Source organism: Streptomyces dangxiongensis (assembly GCF_003675325.1).
GTDB lineage: Bacteria > Actinomycetota > Actinomycetes > Streptomycetales > Streptomycetaceae > Streptomyces > Streptomyces dangxiongensis.
In genome coordinates, this window is the sequence record NZ_CP033073.1 from 4289902 (window position 1) to 4313101 (window position 23200).

Annotated in this window: 23 protein-coding genes and 2 pseudogenes; 13 read left to right on the plus strand and 12 right to left on the minus strand. The window is 72.4% G+C overall.

The window, feature by feature from the left end; translation table 11 throughout:
• The first annotated feature begins 136 nt into the window (after nt 1–136).
• From D9753_RS19220 to D9753_RS19230, 3 genes are all read left to right on the plus strand, one after another.
• Nucleotides 137–610: a helix-turn-helix domain-containing protein gene (locus tag D9753_RS19220; RefSeq protein WP_121788115.1), complete on the plus strand. Its 474-nt coding sequence runs from the start codon at nt 137–139 to the stop codon at nt 608–610.
• An 82-nt stretch (nt 611–692) separates the two neighbouring features.
• Entirely contained in the window at nt 693–1376 is a 684-nt protein-coding gene (locus D9753_RS19225) for a hypothetical protein (RefSeq protein ID WP_121788116.1), read from the plus strand.
• A gap of 100 nt (nt 1377–1476) precedes the next feature.
• Nucleotides 1477–1833, plus strand: a complete 357-nt coding sequence (locus tag D9753_RS19230; protein WP_121788117.1) for a DUF2516 family protein — start codon at nt 1477–1479, stop codon at nt 1831–1833.
• Between the two features lie 170 nt (nt 1834–2003).
• Here the strand turns inward: D9753_RS19230 and D9753_RS19235 are convergent, their stop codons facing one another.
• The 3 genes from D9753_RS19235 to D9753_RS19245 form a co-directional block, all read right to left on the minus strand.
• Nucleotides 2004–3305 (minus strand): PP2C family protein-serine/threonine phosphatase, encoded by a 1302-nt coding sequence (locus tag D9753_RS19235; protein WP_121788118.1) that lies wholly within the window; start codon nt 3303–3305, stop codon nt 2004–2006.
• A 283-nt stretch (nt 3306–3588) separates the two neighbouring features.
• Nucleotides 3589–4689, minus strand: a complete 1101-nt coding sequence (locus D9753_RS19240) for a C40 family peptidase (protein WP_121788119.1) — start codon at nt 4687–4689, stop codon at nt 3589–3591.
• A 237-nt stretch (nt 4690–4926) separates the two neighbouring features.
• Nucleotides 4927–5775 carry a class I SAM-dependent methyltransferase gene (locus D9753_RS19245; protein WP_394346728.1) on the minus strand — a complete coding sequence of 283 codons (849 nt, stop codon included), beginning with the start codon at nt 5773–5775 and terminating at the stop codon, nt 4927–4929.
• Nucleotides 5776–5993: 218 nt separating this feature from the next.
• Here D9753_RS19245 and mshA point away from each other — a divergent pair, with 218 nt between their 5' ends.
• Both mshA and D9753_RS19255 read left to right on the plus strand, forming a co-directional pair.
• Entirely contained in the window at nt 5994–7331 is a 1338-nt protein-coding gene (gene mshA, locus D9753_RS19250; protein ID WP_121788120.1) for a D-inositol-3-phosphate glycosyltransferase, read from the plus strand.
• Nucleotides 7324–7824: a type III secretion system chaperone family protein gene (locus D9753_RS19255; protein WP_121788121.1), complete on the plus strand. Its 501-nt coding sequence runs from the start codon at nt 7324–7326 to the stop codon at nt 7822–7824. Before mshA ends, D9753_RS19255 begins: the two co-directional genes overlap by 8 nt.
• A 95-nt stretch (nt 7825–7919) precedes the next feature.
• Here the strand turns inward: D9753_RS19255 and D9753_RS19260 are convergent, their stop codons facing one another.
• Entirely contained in the window at nt 7920–8528 is a 609-nt protein-coding gene (locus tag D9753_RS19260) for a hypothetical protein (RefSeq protein ID WP_240468224.1), read from the minus strand.
• A gap of 60 nt (nt 8529–8588) precedes the next feature.
• Between D9753_RS19260 and D9753_RS19265 the strand changes: the two are divergent.
• A pseudogene (locus D9753_RS19265) lies at nt 8589–8879 on the plus strand (hypothetical protein); the annotation flags it as partial.
• Here the strand turns inward: D9753_RS19265 and D9753_RS19270 are convergent.
• On the minus strand, nt 8861–9655 hold the full coding sequence (locus tag D9753_RS19270; RefSeq protein WP_121788122.1) for a helix-turn-helix transcriptional regulator: 795 nt from the start codon (nt 9653–9655) through the stop codon (nt 8861–8863). The pseudogene D9753_RS19265 and the gene D9753_RS19270 sit on opposite strands and share 19 nt — an antisense overlap.
• Between D9753_RS19270 and D9753_RS19275 the strand changes: the two genes are divergently transcribed.
• Nucleotides 9654–10130 (plus strand): DUF2000 domain-containing protein, encoded by a 477-nt coding sequence (locus D9753_RS19275; protein WP_205614200.1) that lies wholly within the window; start codon nt 9654–9656, stop codon nt 10128–10130. The two genes, D9753_RS19270 and D9753_RS19275, sit on opposite strands and share 2 nt — an antisense overlap.
• An 82-nt stretch (nt 10131–10212) precedes the next feature.
• Here the strand turns inward: D9753_RS19275 and D9753_RS19280 are convergent, their stop codons facing one another.
• From D9753_RS19280 to D9753_RS19295, 4 genes are all read right to left on the minus strand, one after another.
• Entirely contained in the window at nt 10213–10686 is a 474-nt protein-coding gene (locus D9753_RS19280; RefSeq protein ID WP_121788124.1) for a carboxymuconolactone decarboxylase family protein, read from the minus strand.
• 174 nt (nt 10687–10860) lie between these two features.
• Nucleotides 10861–12114 (minus strand): MDR family MFS transporter, encoded by a 1254-nt coding sequence (locus D9753_RS19285; RefSeq protein WP_205614201.1) that lies wholly within the window; start codon nt 12112–12114, stop codon nt 10861–10863.
• A gap of 195 nt (nt 12115–12309) precedes the next feature.
• The gene (locus D9753_RS19290; RefSeq protein ID WP_121788125.1) at nt 12310–14313 is read right to left on the minus strand and encodes a stealth family protein; all 2004 of its coding nucleotides are present in this window, start codon (nt 14311–14313) and stop codon (nt 12310–12312) included.
• Nucleotides 14314–14325: 12 nt separating this feature from the next.
• Nucleotides 14326–16101, minus strand: a complete 1776-nt coding sequence (locus D9753_RS19295; protein WP_121788126.1) for a stealth family protein — start codon at nt 16099–16101, stop codon at nt 14326–14328.
• Nucleotides 16102–16294: 193 nt separating this feature from the next.
• Here D9753_RS19295 and D9753_RS19300 point away from each other — a divergent pair, with 193 nt between their 5' ends.
• A complete protein-coding gene (locus tag D9753_RS19300; protein WP_121788127.1) occupies nt 16295–17056 on the plus strand; it encodes a phosphoglyceromutase in 762 nt (253 codons plus the stop codon).
• Between the two features lie 102 nt (nt 17057–17158).
• Here the strand turns inward: D9753_RS19300 and D9753_RS19305 are convergent, their stop codons facing one another.
• Nucleotides 17159–17650 carry an ATP-binding protein gene (locus tag D9753_RS19305; protein WP_121788128.1) on the minus strand — a complete coding sequence of 164 codons (492 nt, stop codon included), beginning with the start codon at nt 17648–17650 and terminating at the stop codon, nt 17159–17161.
• A 176-nt stretch (nt 17651–17826) separates the two neighbouring features.
• Between D9753_RS19305 and D9753_RS19310 the strand changes: the two genes are divergently transcribed.
• From D9753_RS19310 to D9753_RS19320, 3 genes and pseudogenes are all read left to right on the plus strand, one after another.
• On the plus strand, nt 17827–18741 hold the full coding sequence (locus D9753_RS19310; RefSeq protein ID WP_121788129.1) for a helix-turn-helix domain-containing protein: 915 nt from the start codon (nt 17827–17829) through the stop codon (nt 18739–18741).
• A complete protein-coding gene (locus tag D9753_RS38030) occupies nt 18653–18835 on the plus strand; it encodes a DUF397 domain-containing protein (protein WP_121788130.1) in 183 nt (60 codons plus the stop codon). The genes D9753_RS19310 and D9753_RS38030 overlap by 89 nt, the downstream gene beginning before the upstream one ends.
• A gap of 281 nt (nt 18836–19116) precedes the next feature.
• Nucleotides 19117–19443 (plus strand): annotated as a pseudogene (locus D9753_RS19320) (hypothetical protein); the annotation flags it as partial.
• 429 nt (nt 19444–19872) lie between these two features.
• On the opposite strand, the gene D9753_RS36605 reads toward D9753_RS19320, so the two are convergent.
• Together D9753_RS36605 and phoU are read right to left on the minus strand one after the other, a co-directional pair.
• The gene (locus tag D9753_RS36605; protein WP_163010735.1) at nt 19873–20028 is read right to left on the minus strand and encodes a hypothetical protein; all 156 of its coding nucleotides are present in this window, start codon (nt 20026–20028) and stop codon (nt 19873–19875) included.
• 251 nt (nt 20029–20279) lie between these two features.
• On the minus strand, nt 20280–20969 hold the full coding sequence (gene phoU / locus D9753_RS19330) for a phosphate signaling complex protein PhoU (protein WP_121788131.1): 690 nt from the start codon (nt 20967–20969) through the stop codon (nt 20280–20282).
• A gap of 235 nt (nt 20970–21204) precedes the next feature.
• Between phoU and D9753_RS19335 the strand changes: the two genes are divergently transcribed.
• Nucleotides 21205–22452 carry a sensor histidine kinase gene (locus D9753_RS19335; RefSeq protein ID WP_121788132.1) on the plus strand — a complete coding sequence of 416 codons (1248 nt, stop codon included), beginning with the start codon at nt 21205–21207 and terminating at the stop codon, nt 22450–22452.
• Nucleotides 22449–23129 carry a response regulator transcription factor gene (locus D9753_RS19340; RefSeq protein ID WP_010358452.1) on the plus strand — a complete coding sequence of 227 codons (681 nt, stop codon included), beginning with the start codon at nt 22449–22451 and terminating at the stop codon, nt 23127–23129. Before D9753_RS19335 ends, D9753_RS19340 begins: the two co-directional genes overlap by 4 nt.
• Nucleotides 23130–23200: the final 71 nt, after the last annotated feature.

Below are 23200 nucleotides of genomic sequence, written 5' to 3' on the forward strand. Positions count from 1 at the left end.
GCTCGCGAGGTCGAGACACGGCGCGGCCGGCGCGCCCCCAGGTCCAGCCGAGCGCCTCGGCGTCGGGCGACTCGCCAGGCACACTTTTGCAAGCGGGTGCTTGCAATAGTTAGCGGGGGTGGGGCAAGGTGGAGGCATGGCATCGCTGAACGTCGGCAACCTCGGTGAGTACCTGCGCGAACAGCGGCGGAACGCCCAACTGTCGCTGCGGCAGCTCGCCGACGCCGCCGGCGTGTCCAATCCGTACCTGAGCCAGATCGAGCGCGGGTTGCGCAAGCCCAGCGCGGAGGTGCTCCAGCAGGTCGCCAAGGCCCTGCGCATCTCCGCCGAGACGCTCTACGTCCGCGCCGGCATCCTCGACGCCGAGCGGGACGGGGAGGAACGCCTGCGGGAAGGGGCGACCCGCGCCGTCATCCTCGCCGATCCCTCGCTCGACGAGCGGCAGAAGCAGGTGCTGCTCCAGATCTACGAATCCTTCCGCAAGGAGAACGGATTCGGGGGCGGCCGGCCCGCCGAGGGCGAGGGGACCGGCTCGGACACCTACGCGGCCGGCGCAGGCGATGCCACCGGAAGTGACACAGACGCCGGTCCACGGCGGACGGCCGGGTAACGCCGGACCAGGGCTCCGGACGCCCGCCGCGGACCACACCAACCCAGTCGAACGCGAATCCGATCCGGGAGGACCCTTCACCATGGCCATCACCGACGACCTGCGCAAGACCCTCAGCGACCCCACTCCGCTCTACTTCGCCGCCGGCACCGCCGATCTGGCGCTCCAGCAGGCCAAGAAGGTGCCGGCCCTGGTCGAGCAGCTCCGCACCGAGGCCCCGGCCCGCATCGACGCCGTGCGCAACACCGACCCGAAGGCCGTGCAGGAGAGGGCCGCCGCCCGCGCCAAGGAGGCGCAGGAGACCCTGCAGACCCGGGTCAGCGGCTTCATCGGGTCCCTCGACGTGAAGAAGTTCGGCGAGACCGCCCAGGACCTCGCGCTGCGCGGTGTCGGCGTCGCCGCCGAGTACGCCGTCAAGGCCCGCGAGACCTACGAGAAGGTCGCCGAGCACGGCGAGCAGGCCGTGAAGACCTGGCGCGGCGAGGCCGCCGAGGAGATCGAGGAACTGGCGATCGCCGTCGAGGGCAAGGCCGAGCCGGGCGACGTCACCATCGACGCGCCCAAGCCGGCGGCCGGACCGACCGTCGCCCCCGCCCCGACCGTCGCCCCCGCCCCGGTGGTCACGCCGGCACCGGCCGAGACGGTGACCACGCCGGCACCGGCCGAGACGACCACCGTGTCCGCCGAGGAGAAGCCGGCCCGGAAGACGCCGGCCGCCCGCAAGACCGGCACCTCCACGAAGAAGGCCACCCCGCCGGCCATGTGACCATGACCGGTGTGGCGCGTCCCGGGCCGGGCACCTTCGGGGTGTCCGGCCCGTTGTCTGGGTACGGTGGCGGCGTAGCAGGATCGGGAATCAACGGGCGGTGGGCAGCATGCTGATGTTGGGCTTCGCGGGATTCATGGGCATCTTGAAGATCGTTCTGATGGCCCTGGCCGCGTTCGGGCTGTTCGACGCGGCGTTCCGGCGCGAGGACGCCTTCCGTGCGGCGGACAAGCAGAACAAGGTCTTCTGGCTGATCATCCTCGGCATCGCGCTGGTGGTCAGCTATCTGTTCTCGATCCTGTCCATCCTGCCGATCGCCGGCGCCGTCGCCGCCATCGTGTACCTGGTGGACGTGCGCCCCGCCCTCCAGCAGGTAGGCGGCGGACGCGGCTGGGGCCGCCGGGGCGGCGGCAGCAGCAGCGACGGTCCGTACGGGCCGTACAACGGCGGCCGGTAGCGGCCGGCCGTCAGCAGGACGGGTGCCAGCCGGGCGGCTGTCAGCCGGGTGGCTGTCAGGCGGGTGGCGGGGCCGCCGGCGGTCGGGTTCCGCCGTGCCGGGCTCTCGCCGTCCGCCTCGCCCGCGCGGCACCGGTGGGCGCCCCCGCGGCCCTCACGGCGAGGCGTCGGTCAGGGGGTGCGGTCCAGCAGGACCACCGCGACGTCGTCGGTCAGCTCGCCCCCGTTGAGGTCGCGGACCTCACTGACCGCGGCCCGCAGCAGTTCCTCCCCGCGCAGTCCCTCGGCGAGCTGGCGGCGGATCATCTCGACCATGCCGTCCTGCCCGAGGCGATCCCCGTCCACGCCGACCCGGCCCTCGATCAGCCCGTCGGTGTAGAGCATCAGGCTCCACTCGGCGCCCAGCTCCACCTGCATCCGCGGCCAGCGGGCGCCGGGGAGCAGGCCGAGGGCGGGGCCGTTGTTCTCGTACGGCAGCAGCCGGGCGGGCCGGCCGGGGCGGGCGATCAGCGGGGCCGGATGGCCGGCCAGGCACAGGCCCGCGCGGCGGCCGTCGGGGGCGATGTCCACCGTGCACAGCGTCGCGAAGATCTCCTCGTCGGCGCGCTCGTGCTCCAGCACCTGCTGGAGCGTGTTCAGCAGCTCGTCCCCGCACAGCCCGGCCAGGGTCAGCGCCCGCCAGGCGATGCGCAGCTCCACGCCGAGCGCCGCCTCGTCCGGGCCGTGCCCGCAGACGTCGCCGATCATGGCGTGGACGGTGCCGTCGGGGGTGCGGACGGCGTCGTAGAAGTCGCCGCCGAGCAGGGCCCGGGAGCGGCCGGGGCGGTAGCGGGCGGCGAAACGCAGCGCGGAGCCGTCCAGCAGCGGGGTCGGCAGCAGGCCGCGTTCCAGGCGGCGGTTCTCCTGGGCGCGCAGCTTGCCCTCGGCGAGCCGCCGCTCGGCGGTGTCGGACCGTTTCCGCTCCACCGCGTAGCGGATGGCGCGGCTGAGCAGCCGGCCGTCCAGCTCGTCCCGGAACAGGTAGTCCTGGGCGCCCACGCGCACGGCCTCCGCGCCGCGCTCGGCGTCACCGGAGGCGGTCAGCGCGAGGACGGCGTGCCGGGGCGCGAGCTGGAGCACGTGCCGGAGCACGGCCAGCTCGTCGTCGGCGTCGCTGCCGCCCGGCGCCGGGAGCGCCAGGTCCAGCAGGATGCAGTGGACGTCGTCGGTGAGCAGCCGTCCGGCCTCGGTGAGGTTGCGGGCGGTGCGGACGCGGATCGGCTTGCCGGCCGGGTCCAGCAGGTCGGGCACGACCGGCATACCGGCCGGATCGTCCTCGATCAGCAGCAGGGTGAGAGTGGCGCCGGTGCTGTGCACGGGCGTGGCGTCGACGTGGGCCTCTTCCTTGAGGGGGCCGCCGACTGTGCGGGCGGCCTGCGCCTGACCACTCTCCACGGCCGGGATCGCTCTCTGCCGCGGTACGGGTACGGGCATCGTCCTGGGTTCCTTCCCTCCCCCCGAGGGCACGGCGGCGTCGAGGGTCTCGACCCACCGACGGGTGACCCTAGCGGCTGCCACCGCCCCGGCGGAATGGTGTGAGCCGCGTCGCTCCGGGGCCCGCCGCCGTCATATGCCGCGTTCTGTACCGCAGTTGGACACGACCTCGGCGGGCGGGTGATGACGAAGCTCACGTCCTGTACCGGTTTGGGCGGGCGCCGGGCGTGCGGTGGGTCACATGACGTACGTCACCGGGCAGATGGACCGCGCGCGGGGCCCCTCAATCGTCCGGCCCGCCGTGCGAAGGAGCCGTCGCGTCCGGCCGTACGACCCCGAGGATCGGCATCGAACCGGCGCCCGCGACCGTCACCGTACGTCCGGGGCGCGGGGCGTGGATGATCCTGCCGTCGCCGATGTACATCGCGACATGGCTGGCGTCGTCGAAGTAGATGACGAGGTCGCCGGGGCGCATGTCCTCGACGTCGACGTGCGGGAGCTGCTTCCACTGCTCCTGCGAGGTCCGCGGGACCGGGTGCCCGGCCGCCGCCCAGGCCTGGGAGGTCAGCCCCGAGCAGTCGAAGGAGTCCGGCCCCTCGGCGCCCCACACGTACGGCTTGCCGAGCTGGGCGGTGGCGTACCGCACGGCCTTGCCGGCCCGGACGGAGGTCTCGGCGTCCGTGTCCTTCAGGACGCCGGTGTCCAGCCAGGCCGTCTGCGCCTTGGCGGCGGCCTCCCGCTCGAGCTGTGCGAGCCGCTCCTTCTCCTTCTTCTCCAGCCGGGACTCCAGTTTCTCGGCCGTGTCGATCTGCCTGCGGATCTTCCGCCGGGCGGCGTCCCGGGCCTTGCGGTCGGCGTCCAGCTTCTTCCAGCGGACGGCGGCGTCGTCGGCGTACCCCTGCAAGTCCTGCTGGGTGCGGGCCACTTCGGCGATCAGCTTCTTCGTCGCCTGCTGACCCATGAGCACCCGGCCGGCGCCGTCCAGGAACTGGCCCGGGTCGTCGCTGAGCAGGAACTGTGCCGTGGGCGACAGGCCGCCGGTGCGGTACTGGTCCCGGGCCGCCGCGCCCGCCCGGTCCGTCAGCTCCGCCAGCCGTTGCCGCCCCTGGACGATCTTCTTGGTCAGGGCGGTGATCTCGGCGGACTGCTCGCGCGCCTTCTCCTCGGCCCCGTTGTAGGCGTCGGTGGCGACGGCCGCGTCGTGGTACAGCCGGTCGAGCTTCTCGCGGACCTCTTCGAGGTCCTTGCTCGGCGGGGGAGTCGCCGTCGGTACGGGGGTGGTGGGGACGGGGGCCGCGAACGCCGTGCCGGGCGCCCCGAGAACGGTCACCGCGCAGACCACGGTCAGGGCGGCGGTGAGCAGGCCGCGCTTGCCCGTACCCATAGCTGATTCCCCCCGGCTGATTTACCGTCAGTAACTTACGGTCGTCGGAGGGATCGTGCCACGGCCGCGCGCAAAACGACAGAGGTCGTCCGGAGCCGGATTCCCCCGGCCCCGGCCGGCCCCCCCCGGCGTCCCCCGCCTCCACGTCCGTACGACGATCCGCCATCTCTCCGCGATGTGACGTACGGCGCGGGGAGATCGTTCCCCCGCGGAGATCGTTCCCTCTGCCCGCGCCGCTCAGCGGACCGGCGCCAGCGCCTCCCACGCCACCGTGACCTCGCCCTGCCGCCAGCGGGCCGGCGGGTCCGTGACGGGCCAGTCCGCCGCGAGGTCCCGTACCGCGCGCAGCCAGCGCTGACGGGCGCCGTAGGAGGCGTAGGGCGCGGCGGCGGCCCAGGCGCGGTCGAAGTCGCGCAGGAAGGCGTGCACCGGCTCGCCGGGGACGTTGCGGTGGATCAGCGCCTTCGGCAGCCGTTCGGCGAGGTCGGAGGGGCGGTCCAGGGAGCCCAGCCGGGTGGCGAAGGTGACGGTGCGCGGGCCCTCGGGGCCGAGCGCCACCCATACGTGCCGCCGCCCGATCTCGTCGCAGGTCCCCTCGACCAGCAGCCCGCCGCGCGAGCCGCCGCCCGGCGGGGCGAGCCGTGCGCACAGCCGCTCCCACACCGCGGCGACCTGGCCCTCGTCGTACTGCCGCAGCACGTTCGCGGCCCGGATCAGCAGCGGACGCCCGGGCACGGGGACCTCGAAGCCGCCGTGCCGGAAGGCCAGCCCCTCCCGCTCGTACGGCCTGGCCGCCGCCACCCGGTCGGGTTCGATCTCGACGCCGACCACGCGCGCGCGGGGTGCGACGGTGCGCAGCCGGCCGAGCAGCTCGACGGCGGTCCAGGGCGCCGCGCCGTAGCCGAGGTCGACCGCCACGGGATCCGCGGCGCGCCGCAGCTCGGCACCGTGCACGGCCGCGATCCAGCGATCCATGCGGCGCAGCCGGTTGGGGTTGGTCGTCCCGCGCGTCACCGTTCCCACGACGGGGGTCCCCCCGCCCGCGCGAAGCCGGGAGTGGGGGAGGGGCGTCGCGCGGGCTGTCATACCTACGAGGGTAAGAGGACGGGGGCCGGGACTCCCGCACGGCAGCGGGGGGCGGGCTCCTGCCCACTCCACCCGACCTCGAACAGTTGACACCTTCAGGGTAATGATTCGGCAAAGCCGCTTGATCGGGAAATGGTCGGCACCCGCCCGCTGTTGCACTCCCTGGAGGGAGACGGCGGCCCTCCGGCAGGCATGCCCGCAGCGAGGAGGAACGCCACGTGAGCCAGTACGTCAGCAGGCTCGGGCGACGCTCCCCGTCGGCCGCCACCCGGCTCCGGCTGCACCGGCGTCCCCGCCGGGTCGCCATGCTCTCCGTGCACACCTCCCCGCTCCACCAGCCCGGCACCGGCGACGCCGGCGGCATGAACGTCTACATCGTGGAGCTGGCCCAGCGGCTCGCCGCGATCAACATCGAGGTCGAGATCTTCACCCGGGCCACGGCCGGCGGCCTGCCCCCCGCCGTCGAGCTGGCCCCCGGTGTCCTGGTCCGGCACGTCGACGCGGGCCCCTACGAGGGCCTCGCCAAGGAGGAGCTGCCGGCCCAGCTATGCGCCTTCACGCACGGCGTGATGCAGGCGTGGGCCGGCCACCGTCCGGGCCACTACGACCTCGTCCACTCCCACTACTGGCTCTCCGGCCACGTCGGCTGGCTCGCCGCCCAGCGCTGGGGCGTCCCCCTGGTGCACGCCATGCACACCATGGCCAAGGTCAAGAACGCCAGCCTGGCCGACGGCGACACCCCCGAGCCCGCCGCCCGGGTCATCGGCGAGACCCAGATCGTGGCCGCCGCCGACCGGCTCATCGCCAACACCGAGGAGGAGGCCGGCGAGCTGCTGCGGCACTACGCGGCCGACCCCGCGAAGGTCGCCGTGGTCCACCCCGGTGTGAACCTGGAGCGCTTCCGCGCCGCCGACGGCCGGGCCGCCGCCCGCGCCCGCCTCGGCCTTCCCCAGGATGCGCTGATCCCGCTCTTCGCCGGCCGCATACAGCCCCTCAAGGCGCCGGACATCCTGCTGCGCGCGGTGGCCGTCCTGCTGGAGGAGCGCCCGGAGCTGCGCTCGCGCATCCTCGTCCCGGTCGTCGGCGGCCCCAGCGGCAGCGGGCTCGCCAGGCCGGAGGGCCTGCACAAGCTCGCCGCCCGGCTCGGCATCGCGGACGTCGTACGGTTCTGCCCGCCGGTCGGCCAGGAGCGGCTGGCGGACTGGTTCCGGGCCGCGTCCGTCCTCGTCATGCCGTCCTACAGCGAGTCCTTCGGCCTGGTCGCCATCGAGGCGCAGGCGGCCGGTACCCCGGTGATCGCGGCCTCGGTCGGCGGCCTGCCGGTGGCCGTGCGCGACGGCGAGACCGGCTTCCTCGTCCGCGGCCACGACCCCGCCGACTACGCGCGCGTGCTGCGCCGGTTCGCCGACGAACCGTCCCTCTCCTCGCGCCTGGGCCAGGCCGCCGCCCGGCACGCCCAGTCGTTCGGCTGGGACACGGCAGCCGCCGCCACCGCAGACGTCTACACGGCCGCGACCCAGTTCCACCGCCGTCACGTACGCTCGCACCATGGGTGATGTCGAGAAGGCCGGGCAGGTTCTGGAGGCCGTCTTCAAGGACGCCGGACTGGAGTGGGAGAACCCCGAGCCGGGGAACTACGTCGTCACACTCCCCGGCAGCCGCAAGCTGTCCACGACGGTCGCCTTCCTCGTCGGCCGCCACTCCCTCTCCGTCAACGCCTTCGTCATCCGCCACCCCGACGAGAACGAGCCGGCCGTCCACCGCTGGCTCCTAGAGCGCAACCTCCGCCTGTACGGCGTGAGTTACGCGGTGGACCGCCTCGGTGACATCTACGTCACCGCGCGCCTCCCCCTCTCCTCCGTCACCCCCGACGAGATCGACCGCCTCCTGGGCCAGACCCTGGAGGCCGCCGACGGCGCCTTCAACACCCTGCTGGAACTGGGCTTCGCCTCCTCCATCCGCAAGGAGTACGCCTGGCGGGTGTCCCGCGGGGAGTCCACGCGGAACCTGGACGCGTTCAAGCACCTGATCGACCGCCCGGCGGACTGACCGGGTCCGGCTCGACCGTCCGGCGGGCGGACCGGGCTCGGCCGGAGAGTCGGGAGGAGGACGGCCGGGGACTCAGGACGGGTCCGGACGCGGGCTCAGGACGGGTGCGGCTCGGGCCGGCCGTTCCCACCGCTGTGGTCGAGTTCGTCGGCGAAGGCCCGCAAGGCGTCGGCCAGTTCCTTCTTGGTCGGTAGCTGGTCGACCTTCTTGTCCAGCTCCGTGATGCGCCGGTTCAGCTCGTCGAGGCTCGTCGACCCGGTGGGCTCGTCCGAGGGCTGGGGGCCGCTCGGACTCGGGTCGGCGCCGCCGTCCGTCCCGGCGTCGGCACCCACGCTGCTGCCTCCTTCGGTGAGGCCGCCGGTGCTGCCGGAGCCCGCGACGCCGCCGGCATCCGTGCCGCCGCCCGACGTGTCCCCACCGGCCGTGCTCCCGTCGGACGCACCCCCGTCGGACGCACCCCCACCGGCCGTGTCCCCGCCGGACGTGCCCCCGGTGTCCGTGTCCGGCGGGGTGGTGTCCGTTGCGCCGTGCCCCGGGCGGGAGCCGTGGTCCGAAGGCGCGGCGAGCGCCACGCCGACGCCGAGGGCGGCCAGGGCCGCGGCGCCCGCGACGGCGACCGAGAACCGTCTGAGCGGCAGTGAGCGGATGTGGCTGGATGAATCGCGCGGAGACTGTGGTTCCTGTGCTTTCTGTATGTCATCCATGGCCGGAGATTAACCAGCGGTGATCGGTGGACGGGTGGGTTCCGCCCATTTCCCGGAGTCCTCACCGTGAACAACAACGGCCGGCACGGCGGGGACGCCGGCGCCGGGCCGCTGTTCGGCGCCCGCTTCACCCACTGGAACATCCGGGTCACCAACGGCCGCGCCGGCCTGGTCAGGATCGACGGCCTGGCCCCCTGGTCGGCGACGGTCGCACTGAACGACGTCCACGAGTCCGACCAGATCGACGTCCCCGACTTCACCGGCGACCTGTACTCCCGCCTGGAGCTGTACGGCACGAGGGACGCCGTGCACCCGCGCGACCTGTACGAGGCTCAGCGCGCACTGCGGTAACGGCCGGGCGTCACCCCGACCAACCGCTTGAAGTGCCGGGTGAGATGGGCCTGGTCGTGAAATCCGGTCACCGGCGCCACCTCGGCCGGCGCCAGCCCGTCCAGCAGCAGCCGGCGGGCCCGGCCGATCCGGCGGGACATCAGGTACTGGTGCGGGGGGATGCCGTACGCACCGCTGAACGCCCGCACCAGATGCGCCGGATGGGCGTGCAGCAGCCGCGCTGCATCCGCCAGCGGGATCCCGTCGACGACCCGGGCGTCCAGCAACTCCCGGAGCCGGCGGGCGAGTACCGGGTCCCGGTGCGGGCGCGGCACGTCCGCCCGGCGCCGCAGATGGTCCCGCAGCCGCTGTCCGACGAGGGTCAGCCGGCTCTCCGCCTCCAGCTCGTCACCGGGCCGGGCGAGAGCGGCGTGCAACTGCCCGACGCGCAGCCGCAGTACGGGATCCCGCAGGTCCGGCGCGTCGACGGCCGGACCGATGAACTCGTCCCCGAGCCGGCTGCCGTCGAGGTAGACGACCCGCTTGCGGAACCCGCCCGGTGAGGCCGGCGAACCGTTGTGCGGCACATGCGGCGGCAGCAGCGACACGGTGTCGTGCGGAGTGCCGTGCTCGTGCCGGTCGAGGTCGTACCGCACCGCTCCGACGTCCACGATGAGCAGCGTCCAGGCGTCGTGGACGTGCATCGGATAGGCGTACTCGGTGAAATGGGCGTGGAAGACCTCGGTGACCCCCGGCACACGGGGACGCCACGCGGTGACTTCCTGCCGGACGGCCATGCAAAGAACGTACAAGACGGGGGCGTACGGCGGTCGGCAGTCTCGACCCATGAGCACCGAACCCCGCCGACACGACACGAAGATCGCCGTACTGCTCCGCACGGACCTGGCGCCCTGGCAGCGGCTGAACGTCACCGCGTTCCTGGTCAGCGGCCTGGGCGCGGCGGCCCCCGAGGTGATCGGCGAGCCCTACGAGGACGGGGACGGGGTCGCGTACCTCCCCATGTTCGGGCAGCCGGTACTGGTCTTCGAGGGCACCCGGGAGACCCTGCGGGCGGCCCACGGCAGGGCGCTGAGCCGTGCCCTGCCCCGGGCGGTGTTCACGGCCGACCTGTTCGCCACCGGCAACGACCACGACAACCGGGCTGCGGTGCGGGCCGTACCCACCGCCGGCCTGGATCTGGTCGGGCTGGCGGTGTACGGCCCGCGCAACGGCGTCGACAAGGTGCTGAAGGGCGCGCGCATGCACCCGTGAGACCGCGCCCGCCCTCGGCCGTGACGCCGTGCCCGCCCCCCCGTCGGGCATGCCGGGCACGGCCGTGACGCCGCGGTCGTCCTCAGCCGAACATGCCGGGCACGTAGTCGCCGGCCGGCTGCTGCACGATGACGTTGACGCGGTTGTAGGCGTTGATCACGGCGATGAGCGCGATCAGGGCGGCGAGCTGGTCCTCGTCGTAGTACTTGGCCGCGTTCGCCCAGGCCTCGTCCGTGACCCCGCCGGCCGCGTCGGCGATCCGGGTCGCCTGCTCGGTCAGCTCCAGCGCGGCCCGCTCCGCATCGGTGAACACCTTCGCCTCACGCCAGACCGCGACCATGTGCAGCCGGGTCGCGCTCTCTCCGGCCGCGTCGGCGTCCTTGGTGTGCATGTCCGTGCAGAACGCGCACCCGTTGATCTGGCTGGCCCGGATCTTCACCAGCTCCTGGGTGACGGCCGGCAGCGCCGACTCCGTGATCACCCGGCCCGCCGAGTTGAAGTGCTTGAACAGCTTCCCGGCCAGCGGGTTGTTGAAGAGGTCGAGCCGAGCTTCCATGATCTGCTCCTACGTGGTCGAGGCGACTTACACGTCATTGACGGCCACGCGGGGCGGGATGTGACATGGATGGACGTGGCGCGCGTCACGCGGGACATGCCCCGGCTCGTGGGTGCACCGCCGGCCCCCGGGCACGGTCCGGCAACTCGGCGAAGCCGGCGGGACGCCCCTCCCTCAGGCCGTACGGACCTCCGGCTCCGTGCCGGTGCGCATCCCGCCCGGTGCCGGGTGCTCCTGCGGCAGGCGTCGCATCACTGTCCCGTACCCGACCCCGGCCGCCGTGCCGACCACCGCGCACAGGCCCCACAGCCACTCCGCGCCGAGGTGGTCGATGACCGTGCCGGACATCAGGGGGGCGACCAGGGCGGCGACGGACCAGGAGAGGGTGTGCACGCCCTGGTACCGGCCGCGGCCGTGGACGGGGGAGAGGCGGACGACGAGGCCGGTCTGGGTGGGGGCGTTGACGATCTCGGCCAGCGTCCACACGCACACGGTCAGCATGAAGGCGCCGACCGAGCCGGCGAAGACGGTGAGTCCGAAGCCGTACCCGGCGAGCAGCGAGGAGGCGACCAGGAGGGTGCGCGGGTCGCGGTGTTCGATGAACCGGGTGACGGGGATCTGGAGCACCACGATCAGGATGCCGTTGACGGCCAGGGCGCTGCCGTAGTCGGCGGGCGAGAACCCGGCCCGGCCCATCGCCACCGGCAGTCCGACCGAGCCCTGCTGGAAGACGAGGGCCACGAGGAAGGACAGCCCGACCACAGCCATGTACCGCCCGTCCCGCAGCACCGTGCCGAGGCCGACGTCCGGCCCCGCCTGCCGGGCCGGGGCCGCGGGCCGGGACTCCGGCACCCGGGCGAAGACGACGAGCGCGCAGGCCAGGGTCATCCCGGCCTCGATCAGGAACCCGGCGAGGTAGCTGACCTCGGCGATGAACCCGGCGGCCATCGAGGAGACGGCGAAGCCCAGGTTGATGGCCCAGTAGTTGAGGGAGAACGCCCGCACCCGGTCCTCGGGGCGGACGATGTCGGCCATCATCGCCTGCACGGCCGGCCGGGAGGCGTTGGAGGCCATGCCGACGAGGAAGGCGACGCCGGCGATGGCGACCGGGTCGGTCACGAAACCGAGCAGGGCGACGGAGGCGGCGGTGGCGGTCTGGGCGATGAGCAGGGTGGGCCGCCTGCCGAGCCGGTCGGCCATGACCCCGCCGCCGAGCGAGGAGACGACCCCGCCGAGCCCGTGCAGGGAGGCGACGAGACCGGCGTACGAGGCGGAGCAGCCCCGGTCGAGGGTGAGGTAGAGGGCCATGAAGGTGGCGACGAACCCGCCGAGCCGGTTCACGAGCGTGCTGGTCCACAGCCACCAGAAGGCGCGGGGGAGCCCGGAGACGGACTCCCGGGCAGCACGTTTCAGACCGGTTGGTGACATTCGCGATCCCCCGCACAGGTAAGTGGCCCGACTGGCATGCGCACCTTACCGAAACGGCTCACGGCGGCGCCAGCCGTTTAGCGGAGCGCGGGGAGCGGCTCGGGCGGCTGCCGGGGAGTGCCTCGTCAGGCCTTGGACCGCGTCCGGCGTCAAGCTTCGGGACGCGTCGGCTCGGTTCGCGGCGCGCGTCCGGTGTCAGTTCGCGGGGCGCGTCAGCCGTGCCGGTGTCGCCGGCGTCGTCGCCGCTGACACCGTCGCCGCCGCCCCCGCGGGCCCCGCCGCCGGGGCCTCGCCGCGCGCACCGTGGGCACCGCGCGTCCCACGCGCCCCGCGTCCGAGCGCCGTACGCCCCGCACGTGCCGCGCGCCGCCCGAGCGCGCCCCGGGCAGCCTCCCGGGGTGACGCGACCGGATACGGCCCGCCGCGCGCCCTCCGCTCGAAGCGGCTCGGGAAGGGGTACTTCCGCTCCAGGAACGCCCCGATGGCCGCCTGGGCCGCCGCCCGGTCCGCCGGGTCGGTGTCCACGTCGTTGAGGCAGAAGAAGTCGACGTCGTCGCCGGCCGCCAGGCGGGCCAGGCGGCGCCGCATGTCCGGCGTGCCCAGCTCCACGTACCGGAAGCGGTAGTCGGCCGGGACCGCCCGGCCGGTCGCGATCGCCCAGTGGTGGTGCAGCGTCGAGGCCGGAGCGACGTCGGCGGTGGAACGGAACCGGGAGTACGACGTCCGCTCCAGCTCCTCGATGCCGAGGCCCTCCATCTCCCGCATGACCGACAGCAGTTGGGGATGCGGGGTATGCAGCGACTTGTGCGTGGCGTACCGGCCGTGGAAGCGCCGGATCACCTCGCGGGCGTTCTTCCCGGCGGAGTTCGGCGCCGGTTCCAGCGGATGCGGGGCACCCGCGCCCAGCTTCAGCGGAGACAGCGGGATGCGGGCGATGCCGCTGCCGTGGAAGAAGTGCCCCGCGCCCACCGGGCGGTTGATGAAGACGTCGTCGTTGAAGTACAGGTAGTGCTCGGACAGGCCGGGTATGCGGTGCAGCCGGCTCTCGATCGCGTGCGAGTTGAAGACGGGCAGCGCGTCGGCCGGGAGGATGTCCCGGTGGTCGACCACGGTCAGGCCCGCCGCCTCCGGGTCCAGCCAGGCCGGGACCTGGGAATCGGTCACCAGGTAGACGTGCCGGACGAAACCGGCGTACATCTCCAGCGAGCGCAGCGCGTACCGCAGTTCGTCATGGCTGGTGTAACGGGACGCGCCGGTCTCGCGCCCGGCGATGACGTTGTCGGAGAGCACCTGGTGCGCGCGGCGCTTCACGGCCATCGCCGGGTCGTCCCCGTCGACCCACGTGTACACGACGTCGACGGGGAAGCACACCTCGTCGATGCCCGGCTCGGCGAACGCCGCGAACGTCGGCACACGGCGGCGCGGCGCCATCGGCGTCGCGGCCGTGGCCGTGGCCGGGGCCGTCGTCACGTCGGCGGTCACCGTCGCGGGCTGCCGTGCCGTGTCCGGCAGCACCTCCGACACGGCGTTGCGGCGCGGCGCGACCAGCGCCGGACCGAAGTCGTCCGCCAGTCGGCTGCCGGGCACGGTGAGATGCCCCGGATCCCTGCCCAGCTCGCGGCCGTACCGCCAGAACTCCAGGTCGCAGCCCGTCTCCAGCCCGGTGAGCACCTGCCCGCCCGGGCCGAGGCGCACCACGCCGGTACGCAGCACCGGCGCCCGGCGCAGCGCCCGCGGCAGCCTGCCGTCGGCCCACAGCACCGCGGCCGTCACGGCGCCGTCCGGCCCGACCGCGCCGACGTACCCGGCCGTGCGGGCCAGGTGCCGTGCGGCCTGGGCGAGGACCGCGCCACGGTGGGACTCCTCAACCCCGACCACCGGTCGCGGCGTACCGGCCCCCTGCTCGGCGGGGACCAGGAAGTACGGGACGCCGGCCGCCTCCATCAGGGCGCACACCTGCTCCAGGTCGTCGGCGGCGGCGTCCGCGGCGGTGTAGGCGGCGACCGTACGTCCGTACAGCCGCGCCGGTCCGCACGTGATCCGGCGCAGCCCCGGGACACCGGCCCGCAGCCGCCGGCGGGCCGGGGCCGCGCACAGCGCCCAGAGCCGGGCCGACAGCCACAGCCGCAGGCGCAGCAGGAGGCCACGGACGGCCCGCAGCCCCGTCGGCCGCGCCGAGAAACGGTGACGGATGTCCATGGCCGAGGCCCGTCAGCTCTGCGTCTCGAAGGAGGCAGGAGCGGACACCGGGGAAACCGTCTGCCGCGCCACGGAGACCGCGGGAGGCGTCTGCGGCTTCTCGAAGGGGCTGGGGAAGGGGAAGTAGTTCTCCAGGAACTCGTGCATCCGCACGCTGACCTGCTCCCGCTCCTCCGGCGGCACGTCGACGTCGTTGAGGCAGAAGAAGTCGAACCGGCGGTTGCGCCGCAGGTCGGCCAGGCGCCGCTCGGCGTCCGGGCGGCTGATGTTCACGTACCGGAAGCTGAACTTGCCGGGCACACCGCGTCCCGTCATCAGCGCGTACTGGTAGAGCAGCGGCGCCGTCACCGCGATGTCCTGCGGCGAGCGGAACCGGGACGCGGTGGTGCGGCGGATGTCCTCCGGGAACAGCTCCTCCAGCGCCTGGAGCGTCGCGCGCTGCTGCGGCAGCGGGGTATGCATGAAGTTGTTCGTCGTCATCCGCCCGAACGCCTCCAGCAGCAGCCGCCGTACGTTCTTGCCGGCGGAGTTGGTGGCCGTCTCCTCGGCGTGCGGCTCGCCGACGCCGATCTTGAGCGGCGAGACGGGGATCTTCATCAGGCCGCTGCCGAAGAAGAAGTGCTCGGGGGTGATCCGGCGGCCGACGAAGACGTCGTCGTTGAAGTAGAGGTAGTGCTCGGACAGGCCCGGTATGTGGTGCAGCCGGGTCTCGATCGCGTGCGAGTTGAAGACGGGCAGGACGTCCGCGGGGAAGATGTCGCGGTGGTCGACGACCGTGATCCCGGGGGCGCTGTCGTCGAGCCAGTCCGGCTTCTGGCCGTCGGTGACGATGTAGATGTGCCGCACGAAGTCGGCGTACATCGCGAGCGAGCGCAGCGAGTACTTCAGCTCGTCGTGGCTGGTGTAGCGGGAGGCGTTGGTCTCCTTGTCCAGGATCTCGGCGATGCCGTGGTCCTGGTAGCGGGCCCGCTTGGCCCGCATCGCCGGCTCCTCGCCGTCCACCCACGTGTAGACGACGTCGACGGGGAAGGTCACCTGGTTCACCGTCGGCAGGGCGAGCGGGGCGAAACTCGGCAGCTCCCGGTCCCCGACCCGGACGGTGACCGGCGTCTGCTCGGCGGCCGGCAGCACGTCCGTGATCCCGTTGTTGCGGGGCGTGACCAGCGACTCGGCGAAGATGTCGGCCGACGCCTGCGGCTGCACCTTGGCCAGCCGCCGGGGTCCGTCGGCGGACGCGAGCAGCTCCGCGCCGTCCTCCCAGAACTCCACGTCACAGGCCAGCTCCGGCCCGGCCAGTAGCTGTCCGGCGGGCCCGAGGTGGTTCTCCCCGACCCGCAGCACGGGGGCCGTACGCAGCGGGGCCGGCAGCGCGCCGTCGAGGAACAGCGCGGGATGCTTGAGCTGCCCGCCCGGCAGGGGGCGGCCGATGAACACGGCCGTGTCGGCGTTCAGGGTCTCCAGGGCGGCGAGGAACCGCTCCCGGTCCACGACGTTCACGGCGACCGTGTGCCGGATCCGGGACGACGAGGGCACCAGGAAGTAGGAGATGCCTTCCCGCTCCAGCGCGGCGACCACCAGACCGAGGTTGGACGCGGCCGCCTCGGCCGCGCTGAACCGGTCCACGACCCTGCCGTAGAGCTGCTGGCCGCGCACGGCCACCGGACGCAGCACCGGATCAGTGACCGCCGCCTTGCGGCGCCGCCGCATCGTACGGAGCTGCCACACCCGCTCGGCGGCCTTCCGCTCGACCCGCGGACGCATCCGCCGCGCAAAGGAACGCACGGTCACGTTCGGTGCTCCTCTTCCTGAGCCCTGACCTTCCTGGCGACAACAAGACAGCCGAATGTGACGAAAGGTTGTAGAAGAATTAACCGGAACGTGCAGAAAACCTCGCGGCGACCCCGATCCCCCGGCCGGGCGGCCCGTGCCACTCCCTCGGTGGGCGGCGCGGCCCCCAGGCCCCTTAGGTAGGCTGAAGGCCATGGCCGACGCACCGTACAAGCTGATCCTCCTCCGCCACGGCGAGAGCGAGTGGAACGCGAAGAACCTGTTCACCGGCTGGGTGGACGTCAACCTCAACGAGAAGGGCGAGAAGGAGGCGGTCCGCGGCGGTGAGCTGCTCAAGGACGCCGGCCTGCTGCCCGACGTGGTCCACACGTCCCTCCAGAAGCGCGCCATCCGCACGGCCCAGCTCGCGCTGGAGGCCGCGGACCGCCACTGGATCCCCGTCCACCGCTCGTGGCGCCTGAACGAACGCCACTACGGCGCCCTCCAGGGCAAGGACAAGGCGGCCACGCTGGCCGAGTTCGGTGAGGAGCAGTTCATGCTCTGGCGCCGCTCGTACGACACCCCGCCGCCCCCGCTGTCGGACGACTCCGAGTTCTCCCAGGCCCACGACGCGCGCTACGCGACGATCCCCCCGGAGCTGCGCCCGCGCACGGAGTGCCTGAAGGACGTCGTCTCCCGGATGCTCCCCTACTGGTACGACGCGATCGTCCCCGACCTCCTGACCGGCCGCACCGTCCTGGTCGCCGCCCACGGCAACTCGCTGCGCGCCCTGGTCAAGCACCTGGACGGCATCTCCGACACCGACATCGCGGGCCTCAACATCCCGACGGGCATCCCGCTCTCCTACGAGCTGGACGCCGACTTCCACCCGACCACCCCGGGCGGCACCTACCTCGACCCCGACGCGGCGGCGGCGGCGATCGAGGCGGTCAAGAACCAGGGCAAGAAGAAGTAAGCGCTCACCTCCAAGCCCCCGACCTGCAAGCTCTTCGCAGGGTGGGGGCTTTTTGGTGTGCTGTGACCGTCCGCGAGCTGGCAGCCCGGACGAGAGGGGGGCTCATCCTCTCGGTGTCTCGACGGGCACCTCCGCCCATACCGTCTTGCCGACCGGCCGCCGTGGTGCCGACCCCCACCGCGCGGCCAGGACGTCCACCAGGAGCAGCCCTCGGCCGGACTCGCCTTCCGGGTACGACGAGGGCGGCACCGTCGGCGGTCGCTTGGCCGAGGCGGCGTCCGCGACCTCGATGCGGACCAGGCCCGTAGCCCTGTCGAGGGTGAGCCGGAGGCCGAAGTCACGTCCGGGGACCCGGCCGTGCCGCACGGCGTTCGCCGCGAGTTCGCCGACGATGAGGGCGACCGTGCACGACGCGTCCGAGGCCGGCGGACAGCCCCACTCCTCCATGCGCCGGACGGCGAGCCGCCGGGCGAGCTGCGCACCGCGCGGTGTGGAGACGAACTGCGCCGAGAAGGACAGGAGTCCGCGTGCCGTCTCGGCGGGCGCGGTGGCCCGGTCCGGCTCGTCTCCCGGGGTGGCCGTTCCTGTGAGCACGGCTTGTCCGTCCTTACCTGTCGAGCGTGGGGAATTCCCTGGGTACGTGAATCGTCACGTTCCGTGAACAAGAGTCGTCTCATCGCCCTACGCTCGACAGGTGGAGCAGGCTTACTTTTCGAGCCGTAAGAGAGGGAAGTGACGCTTTGGCCAATGCAATTGACCCCAGTGCGTCGATGGCGGCTCTGTTCGGCGCGCGGGTGCGCAGGCTCCGCACGGCGGCCGGACTGACCCAGGCGGAACTCGGCGAGAGAACGCACGTCGTCAGCACGCGGATCACGCAGATCGAGCGGGCGTCCGGGGCCAAGCCGACGCTGGAACTGGCGCGCGCGCTGGACACGGCCCTCGGTGCGGACGACCTGCTGGTCGAGCTGTGGCCGTACGTGTACCGGGAGGCGTTCCCGGACTGGTCGCGGGCGTTCATCACACACTCGGAGCGGGCCGTGTCCATCCGTGAGTACGCGGCGCACGTGGTGCCCGGCCTGTTGCAGACCAAGGAGTACGCGAGAGCCGTTCTGAGCGTCGGACTGACGCTCAGCGGTGAGGAGCAGTTGGAGGAACGGCTCGCCTTCCGCATGACGCGGCAGGGGCGGCTCGGTTCGCCCGATCGGCCGGAGCTGTGGGTGATCCTGGACGAGGCGGTACTGAGGCGTCCGGTCGGCGGCCACGCCGTGACGGGGAAGCAGTTGGCGCGATTGCTCGACGCTGCGTCGGAACGTCACATCACCGTGCAGGTACTGCCGTTCGATCAAGGCGAGCATGACGCGATGGGTGGTTCCTTGACGGTGCTCACGCTGCCGGACGGCTCCGAAGTCGCCTACACGGAGGGCGCGCATTACGGCCAACTCATCGAGGATCCGGCCGAAGTCAGGCACTTCATGGTGACCTACGATCGGCTACGGGCGAATGCCCTGCCCCCGCTCATGTCGCTCGACATGATCCGATCCGCGATGGAGGGCTACAACCGTGGAGCGAATCTCCCGCCCCGAGCTGAGCGCCGCCGTGTGGCGCAGGAGCAGCTACAGCAATCAGGAGGGCGGCAACTGCGTGGAGGTGGCCGACGGGTTCCGGGCCGTCGTCCCGGTCCGTGACAGCAAGGTTCCGCACGGTCCGGCGCTGTGCCTCGGAACCCCCTCCTGGCACGCCTTCATAGGCGATTTGAAGGCCGGGCGCCGCCGTCCCTGAGGCGGCCGGGCTCCGGTCGCCGTCCCTGGTCCGGGCTCACCGGGTCCTTGTCCGCGAGGGTCCGGCGAGCCACTGACCTCCTGAAAGAACCGGGGAAAGAACTACCCGCCCACCCACCCTCCCCGGCCCGGAAGTGCGCGTCACCCGTCCGAGTGACCGGCTTGCAAGGGCGGGATACGGACGGTTACGTTCGCCGCGACAACCGCAAACAGATACGCCCCCCGGCCGGGACGGCAATCCCGATCGAGGGCCTGACCGATCAGGAAGTAGACCCCTTCCCGATGGCTGACCCGCAGTCTAACGCGCCCCTGCGCGCCGACGCCGGAACACCGACCTCCGGCGTGATCCACGTACGCACCCGGCTGACGGCCGACTTCACGGTGCTCTCCAACGGCCTCGTGCAGCGATGCGGCAGCGCGGTCACGGTCGGCGTCGCGGCGTACATCGCCTCCCTGCCCGATGGTTCGTCCGTGACGATCACCGCCCTGTGCGAGCACTTCAGCGAGGGCGAGATCCTCGTCTCGCGAGCACTCAGGGAGCTGGAAGCGGCCGGATACCTGGAGCGGCGTCGTGAGCGAACGCCCACCGGACAGGTGCGCACCCGGACTACTCCGCGGCAAGCGCCCACAAGGGAGGCGACCACGGGGAAGTCCTTCACGGGATGCGGAACCTGTGGTCAGGAGTGCGCGCAGGGCGGCGTCGGCGTAGGAGTCGTCGCGGAAGTGCCGCCATGCCTCCAGGAGTACGGGGACGATTCCGGCCGTACCGCTGTAGAGCATCGGGTCGAGTTCGTCGTCCGAGGGTCTGGTCGGCCAGGCGAGGCCTCCTCCGGAGGTCTCCCGCGCCGCCGCGGTCAGCCACCGCAGCCCTTCCACCGCGAGTTCCTCGACCTCGTCGACCGCCCTGACCGTGGCTTCCGGTGCCGTCATGCGCTCACCCTCGCATGATCTTGCGGACCCGCACAGAGGGTGGGGCGGCCGGCGGTCGGGGACGACGAAGGCCGGTGCGAAGGGCGTTCACACCGGCCCGGGGGTCGTTCAGCCGCACTGGCAGGGGTTGCCCGACTGGCATCCGCAGCCGCATCCCGAGCCGCAGCCGCACGCGCCGAACAGCGGCAGGCTCCTGATCTCGGCGGGCTGGTCGGTCTCGCGCTCCTGAGTGGGATCGGGGGTGGTGCCGGGGGATTCGGCCATGGGTCCCTCCTAGACGCTGGGGCAGGGATGCCCTCGCCTATTCCATGCCCGTTCCGCCGGGCGCATCAACGGCGCACGGAGGCGCCCCCGCGCCTCCGCCACACCACCGACAAGCCCCCTCCCCCCGGCAACCGACCACCGACAAGCCCCCTCCCCCCGGCAACCCCGCCTCGGACCGATCGCCGAGCCCCCCGGCAAGCGCCCCCATCAAGCGGCGCCCCCCGGCGCCGTCCCCCCCGCCCCCGTAAGGGCTACGCCCCCTCCGCCCCCGTGACCGGCTGGATGTCCGCCTGGAGGTTGTCCGCGTGTTCGCCCGTGACGAGGTAGACGACCCGCTTGGCGACGGCGACGGCGTGGTCGGCGTAGCGCTCGTAGTAGCGGCCCAGCAGGGTGACGTCCACGGCCGTCTCGATGCCGTGCTTCCAGCGCTCGTCGATCAGGTGCTGGAACAGCGTGCGGTGCAGCAGGTCCATCTCGTCGTCGTCCTGCTCTAGCTGGAGCGCGAGGTCGACGTCCTTGGTGATGATCACCTCGGCGGCCTTGGCCATCAGCCGCTGCGCGAGCTGGCCCATCTCCAGGATCGTGGCGTGCAGGTCCTGCGGAACGGCCCGCTGGGGGAAGCGCAGCCGGGCCAGCTTCGCCACGTGCTGGGCGAGGTCACCGGAGCGCTCCAGGTCGGCGGACATGCGCAGTGACGTGACGACGATGCGCAGATCCGTGGCGACCGGCTGCTGCCGGGCCAGCAGGGCTATCGCCCGAGCCTCCAGGTCGTGCTGGAGTTCGTCGATCTTCTGGTCGCCCTCGATCACGCTCTCGGCCAGCTTGAGGTCGGCATCGAGGATGGCGGTCGTGGCGCGTCCGATCGCCGATCCGACCAGCCGGGCCATCTCCACCAGTCCGTCGCCGATCGAGTCCAGTTCCTCGTGGTACGCGTCCCGCATCAGAGTTCCCTCTCGTACGTGTGCTTCGGGGGGTCTACGGGGGATGTGACACCACGCGCCCCGTGGCGAAACCGGCGGTGCGAACCCCACGCTCCCACGTTCCGTCCCGTACGCGTCCGTTTCCGCCACCCCAAATGAACCACTACCGGCCTCCAGGTGAACTCTGGGCGACGAGTGTTCGAGGTCGCACCTCGGTGGCTGTGGTCATGTCGTACGCCATGCCTAACCTAAAGGTATGGACGTGAACGCGGCGGTCGCCGCAGCGGCAGCGATCGCCGGGGTACTCACCGGTGTCATCGCCATGCTGGCGTTCCGCTGGAGTGAACGCGACCAGAAGCGGCCGACCAGGACTTCTCTGCACACCGATGCCGTACTGCCACCCGGCGTGGACACCGTGCTGTCGGTGCTGCGCTCCTCCGCGGTCGTCCTCGACGAGGCGGACGCCGTGGTCAAGGCCAGCTCCGCCGCGTACGCCCTCGGGCTGGTGCGCGGCGGCAAGCTCGCCGTGGAGCCGATGCTCCAGATGGCGCGGGACACCCGGCGGGATGGCGAGATACGGCAGGTCGAGCTGGACCTGCCCCGGCGCGGCACCGGACGCGGCGAGGCCCTCGCGGTCTCCGCGCGTGTGGCGCCGCTCGGCTCGCGCCTGGTCCTGCTGCTGGTCGAGGACCTGACGGAGGCCCGCAGGATCGAGGCGGTACGACGTGACTTCGTGGCGAACGTCAGCCATGAGCTGAAGACCCCCGTCGGCGCGCTGTCCCTCCTCTCGGAGGCGGTGATGGACGCCTCCGACGACCCCGAGGCCGTACAGCGCTTCGCCGGCCGGATGCAGATCGAGGCGACCCGGCTGACCAACCTGGTGCAGGAGCTGATCGACCTGTCGAGGGTGCAGAACGACGACCCTCTGGAGGACGCCGAGCCCGTCCGGGTGGACGAGCTGGTCGCCGAGGCCATCGACCGCTGCCGCCACCAGGCCGGTACGAAACAGATCACCATGGCCGCCGGAGGCGCCGACGACCTGCGCGTCTGGGGCAACCGCGGCCAACTGGCCGCCGCCCTGGGCAACCTGGTGGAGAACGCCGTCAACTACTCGCCGGCCCGCACCCGCGTCGGCATCGCCGCCCGGCAGATCGCCGCGCCCGGTGGTGACATGATCGAGATCGCCGTCACCGACCAGGGCATCGGCATCTCCGACAAGGACAGGGAGCGCATCTTCGAGCGCTTCTACCGCGTCGACCCGGCCCGCTCGCGGGCCACCGGCGGCACCGGTCTGGGTCTCGCCATCGTCAAGCACGTGGTCGCCTCGCACGACGGGGAGGTCACGGTGTGGAGCGCCGAAGGCCAGGGCTCCACCTTCACCATCCGGCTGCCGGAGGCGGCCGCGGCCCGCGACCGCGCACAGCAGCACCCCGACCTCGACGACGAGGCCGGCCCCGACTCATCCCCGTACGCTCCGCTTCCCGCCCCGGAGGTCCTTCCGTGACCCGAGTGCTCGTCGTCGAGGACGAGGAGTCCTTCTCCGACGCTCTGTCCTACATGCTGCGCAAGGAGGGCTTCGAGGTCGCCGTGGCGGCGACCGGTCCCGACGGACTGGACGAGTTCGAGCGCAACGGCGCCGACCTGGTCCTCCTCGACCTGATGCTGCCGGGGTTGCCCGGCACCGAGGTCTGCCGCCAGCTACGCGGCCGTTCCAACGTCCCCGTGATCATGGTGACCGCGAAAGACAGCGAGATCGACAAGGTCGTCGGCCTGGAGATAGGGGCCGACGACTACGTCACCAAGCCCTTCTCCTCGCGTGAGCTGGTGGCCCGGATCCGCGCGGTGCTGCGGCGCCGCGGCGAGCCGGAGGAGGTCACCCCGGCCGCGCTGGAGGCGGGCCCGGTCCGCATGGACGTGGACCGGCACGTGGTGACCGTCAGCGGCTCCAAGGTCGACCTCCCGCTGAAGGAGTTCGACCTGCTGGAGATGCTCCTGCGCAACGCCGGCCGGGTGCTGACCCGCATGCAGCTCATCGACCGCGTCTGGGGCGCCGACTACGTGGGCGACACCAAGACCCTCGACGTGCACGTCAAGCGGCTGCGCGCCAAGATCGAGCCGGACCCGGGCGCGCCGCGCTACCTGGTGACGGTGCGGGGGCTGGGCTACAAGTTCGAGCCGTAAGCCGGCAACCCGTAGGGCGCACCACGTGCGTACGGCGAAGGGCGGCACCCCGCGCGGGGTGCCGCCCTTCG

Excerpts from the sequence above, each read along its gene's own strand:
- D9753_RS19280 (WP_121788124.1), bottom strand. The coding sequence starts at position 10,686 with ATGGAAGCTCGGCTCGACCTCTTCAACAACCCGCTGGCCGGGAAGCTG.
- D9753_RS19235 (WP_121788118.1), bottom strand. The coding sequence starts at position 3,305 with ATGCCCGTACCCGTACCGCGGCAGAGAGCGATCCCGGCCGTGGAGAGT.
- phoU (WP_121788131.1), bottom strand. The coding sequence starts at position 20,969 with ATGCGGGACGCGTACCACGAGGAACTGGACTCGATCGGCGACGGACTG.
- D9753_RS19300 (WP_121788127.1), top strand. The coding sequence starts at position 16,295 with ATGGCCGACGCACCGTACAAGCTGATCCTCCTCCGCCACGGCGAGAGC.
- D9753_RS19245 (WP_394346728.1), bottom strand. The coding sequence starts at position 5,775 with ATGACAGCCCGCGCGACGCCCCTCCCCCACTCCCGGCTTCGCGCGGGC.
- D9753_RS19240 (WP_121788119.1), bottom strand. The coding sequence starts at position 4,689 with ATGGGTACGGGCAAGCGCGGCCTGCTCACCGCCGCCCTGACCGTGGTC.
- D9753_RS19335 (WP_121788132.1), top strand. The coding sequence starts at position 21,205 with ATGGACGTGAACGCGGCGGTCGCCGCAGCGGCAGCGATCGCCGGGGTA.
- D9753_RS19255 (WP_121788121.1), top strand. The coding sequence starts at position 7,324 with ATGGGTGATGTCGAGAAGGCCGGGCAGGTTCTGGAGGCCGTCTTCAAG.
- D9753_RS19275 (WP_205614200.1), top strand. The coding sequence starts at position 9,654 with ATGCAAAGAACGTACAAGACGGGGGCGTACGGCGGTCGGCAGTCTCGA.
- D9753_RS19225 (WP_121788116.1), top strand. The coding sequence starts at position 693 with ATGGCCATCACCGACGACCTGCGCAAGACCCTCAGCGACCCCACTCCG.
- D9753_RS19285 (WP_205614201.1), bottom strand. The coding sequence starts at position 12,114 with ATGTCACCAACCGGTCTGAAACGTGCTGCCCGGGAGTCCGTCTCCGGG.
- D9753_RS19270 (WP_121788122.1), bottom strand. The coding sequence starts at position 9,655 with ATGGCCGTCCGGCAGGAAGTCACCGCGTGGCGTCCCCGTGTGCCGGGG.
- D9753_RS19220 (WP_121788115.1), top strand. The coding sequence starts at position 137 with ATGGCATCGCTGAACGTCGGCAACCTCGGTGAGTACCTGCGCGAACAG.
- D9753_RS36605 (WP_163010735.1), bottom strand. The coding sequence starts at position 20,028 with ATGGCCGAATCCCCCGGCACCACCCCCGATCCCACTCAGGAGCGCGAG.
- D9753_RS19290 (WP_121788125.1), bottom strand. The coding sequence starts at position 14,313 with ATGGACATCCGTCACCGTTTCTCGGCGCGGCCGACGGGGCTGCGGGCC.
- D9753_RS19310 (WP_121788129.1), top strand. The coding sequence starts at position 17,827 with ATGGCGGCTCTGTTCGGCGCGCGGGTGCGCAGGCTCCGCACGGCGGCC.
- D9753_RS19260 (WP_240468224.1), bottom strand. The coding sequence starts at position 8,528 with ATGGATGACATACAGAAAGCACAGGAACCACAGTCTCCGCGCGATTCA.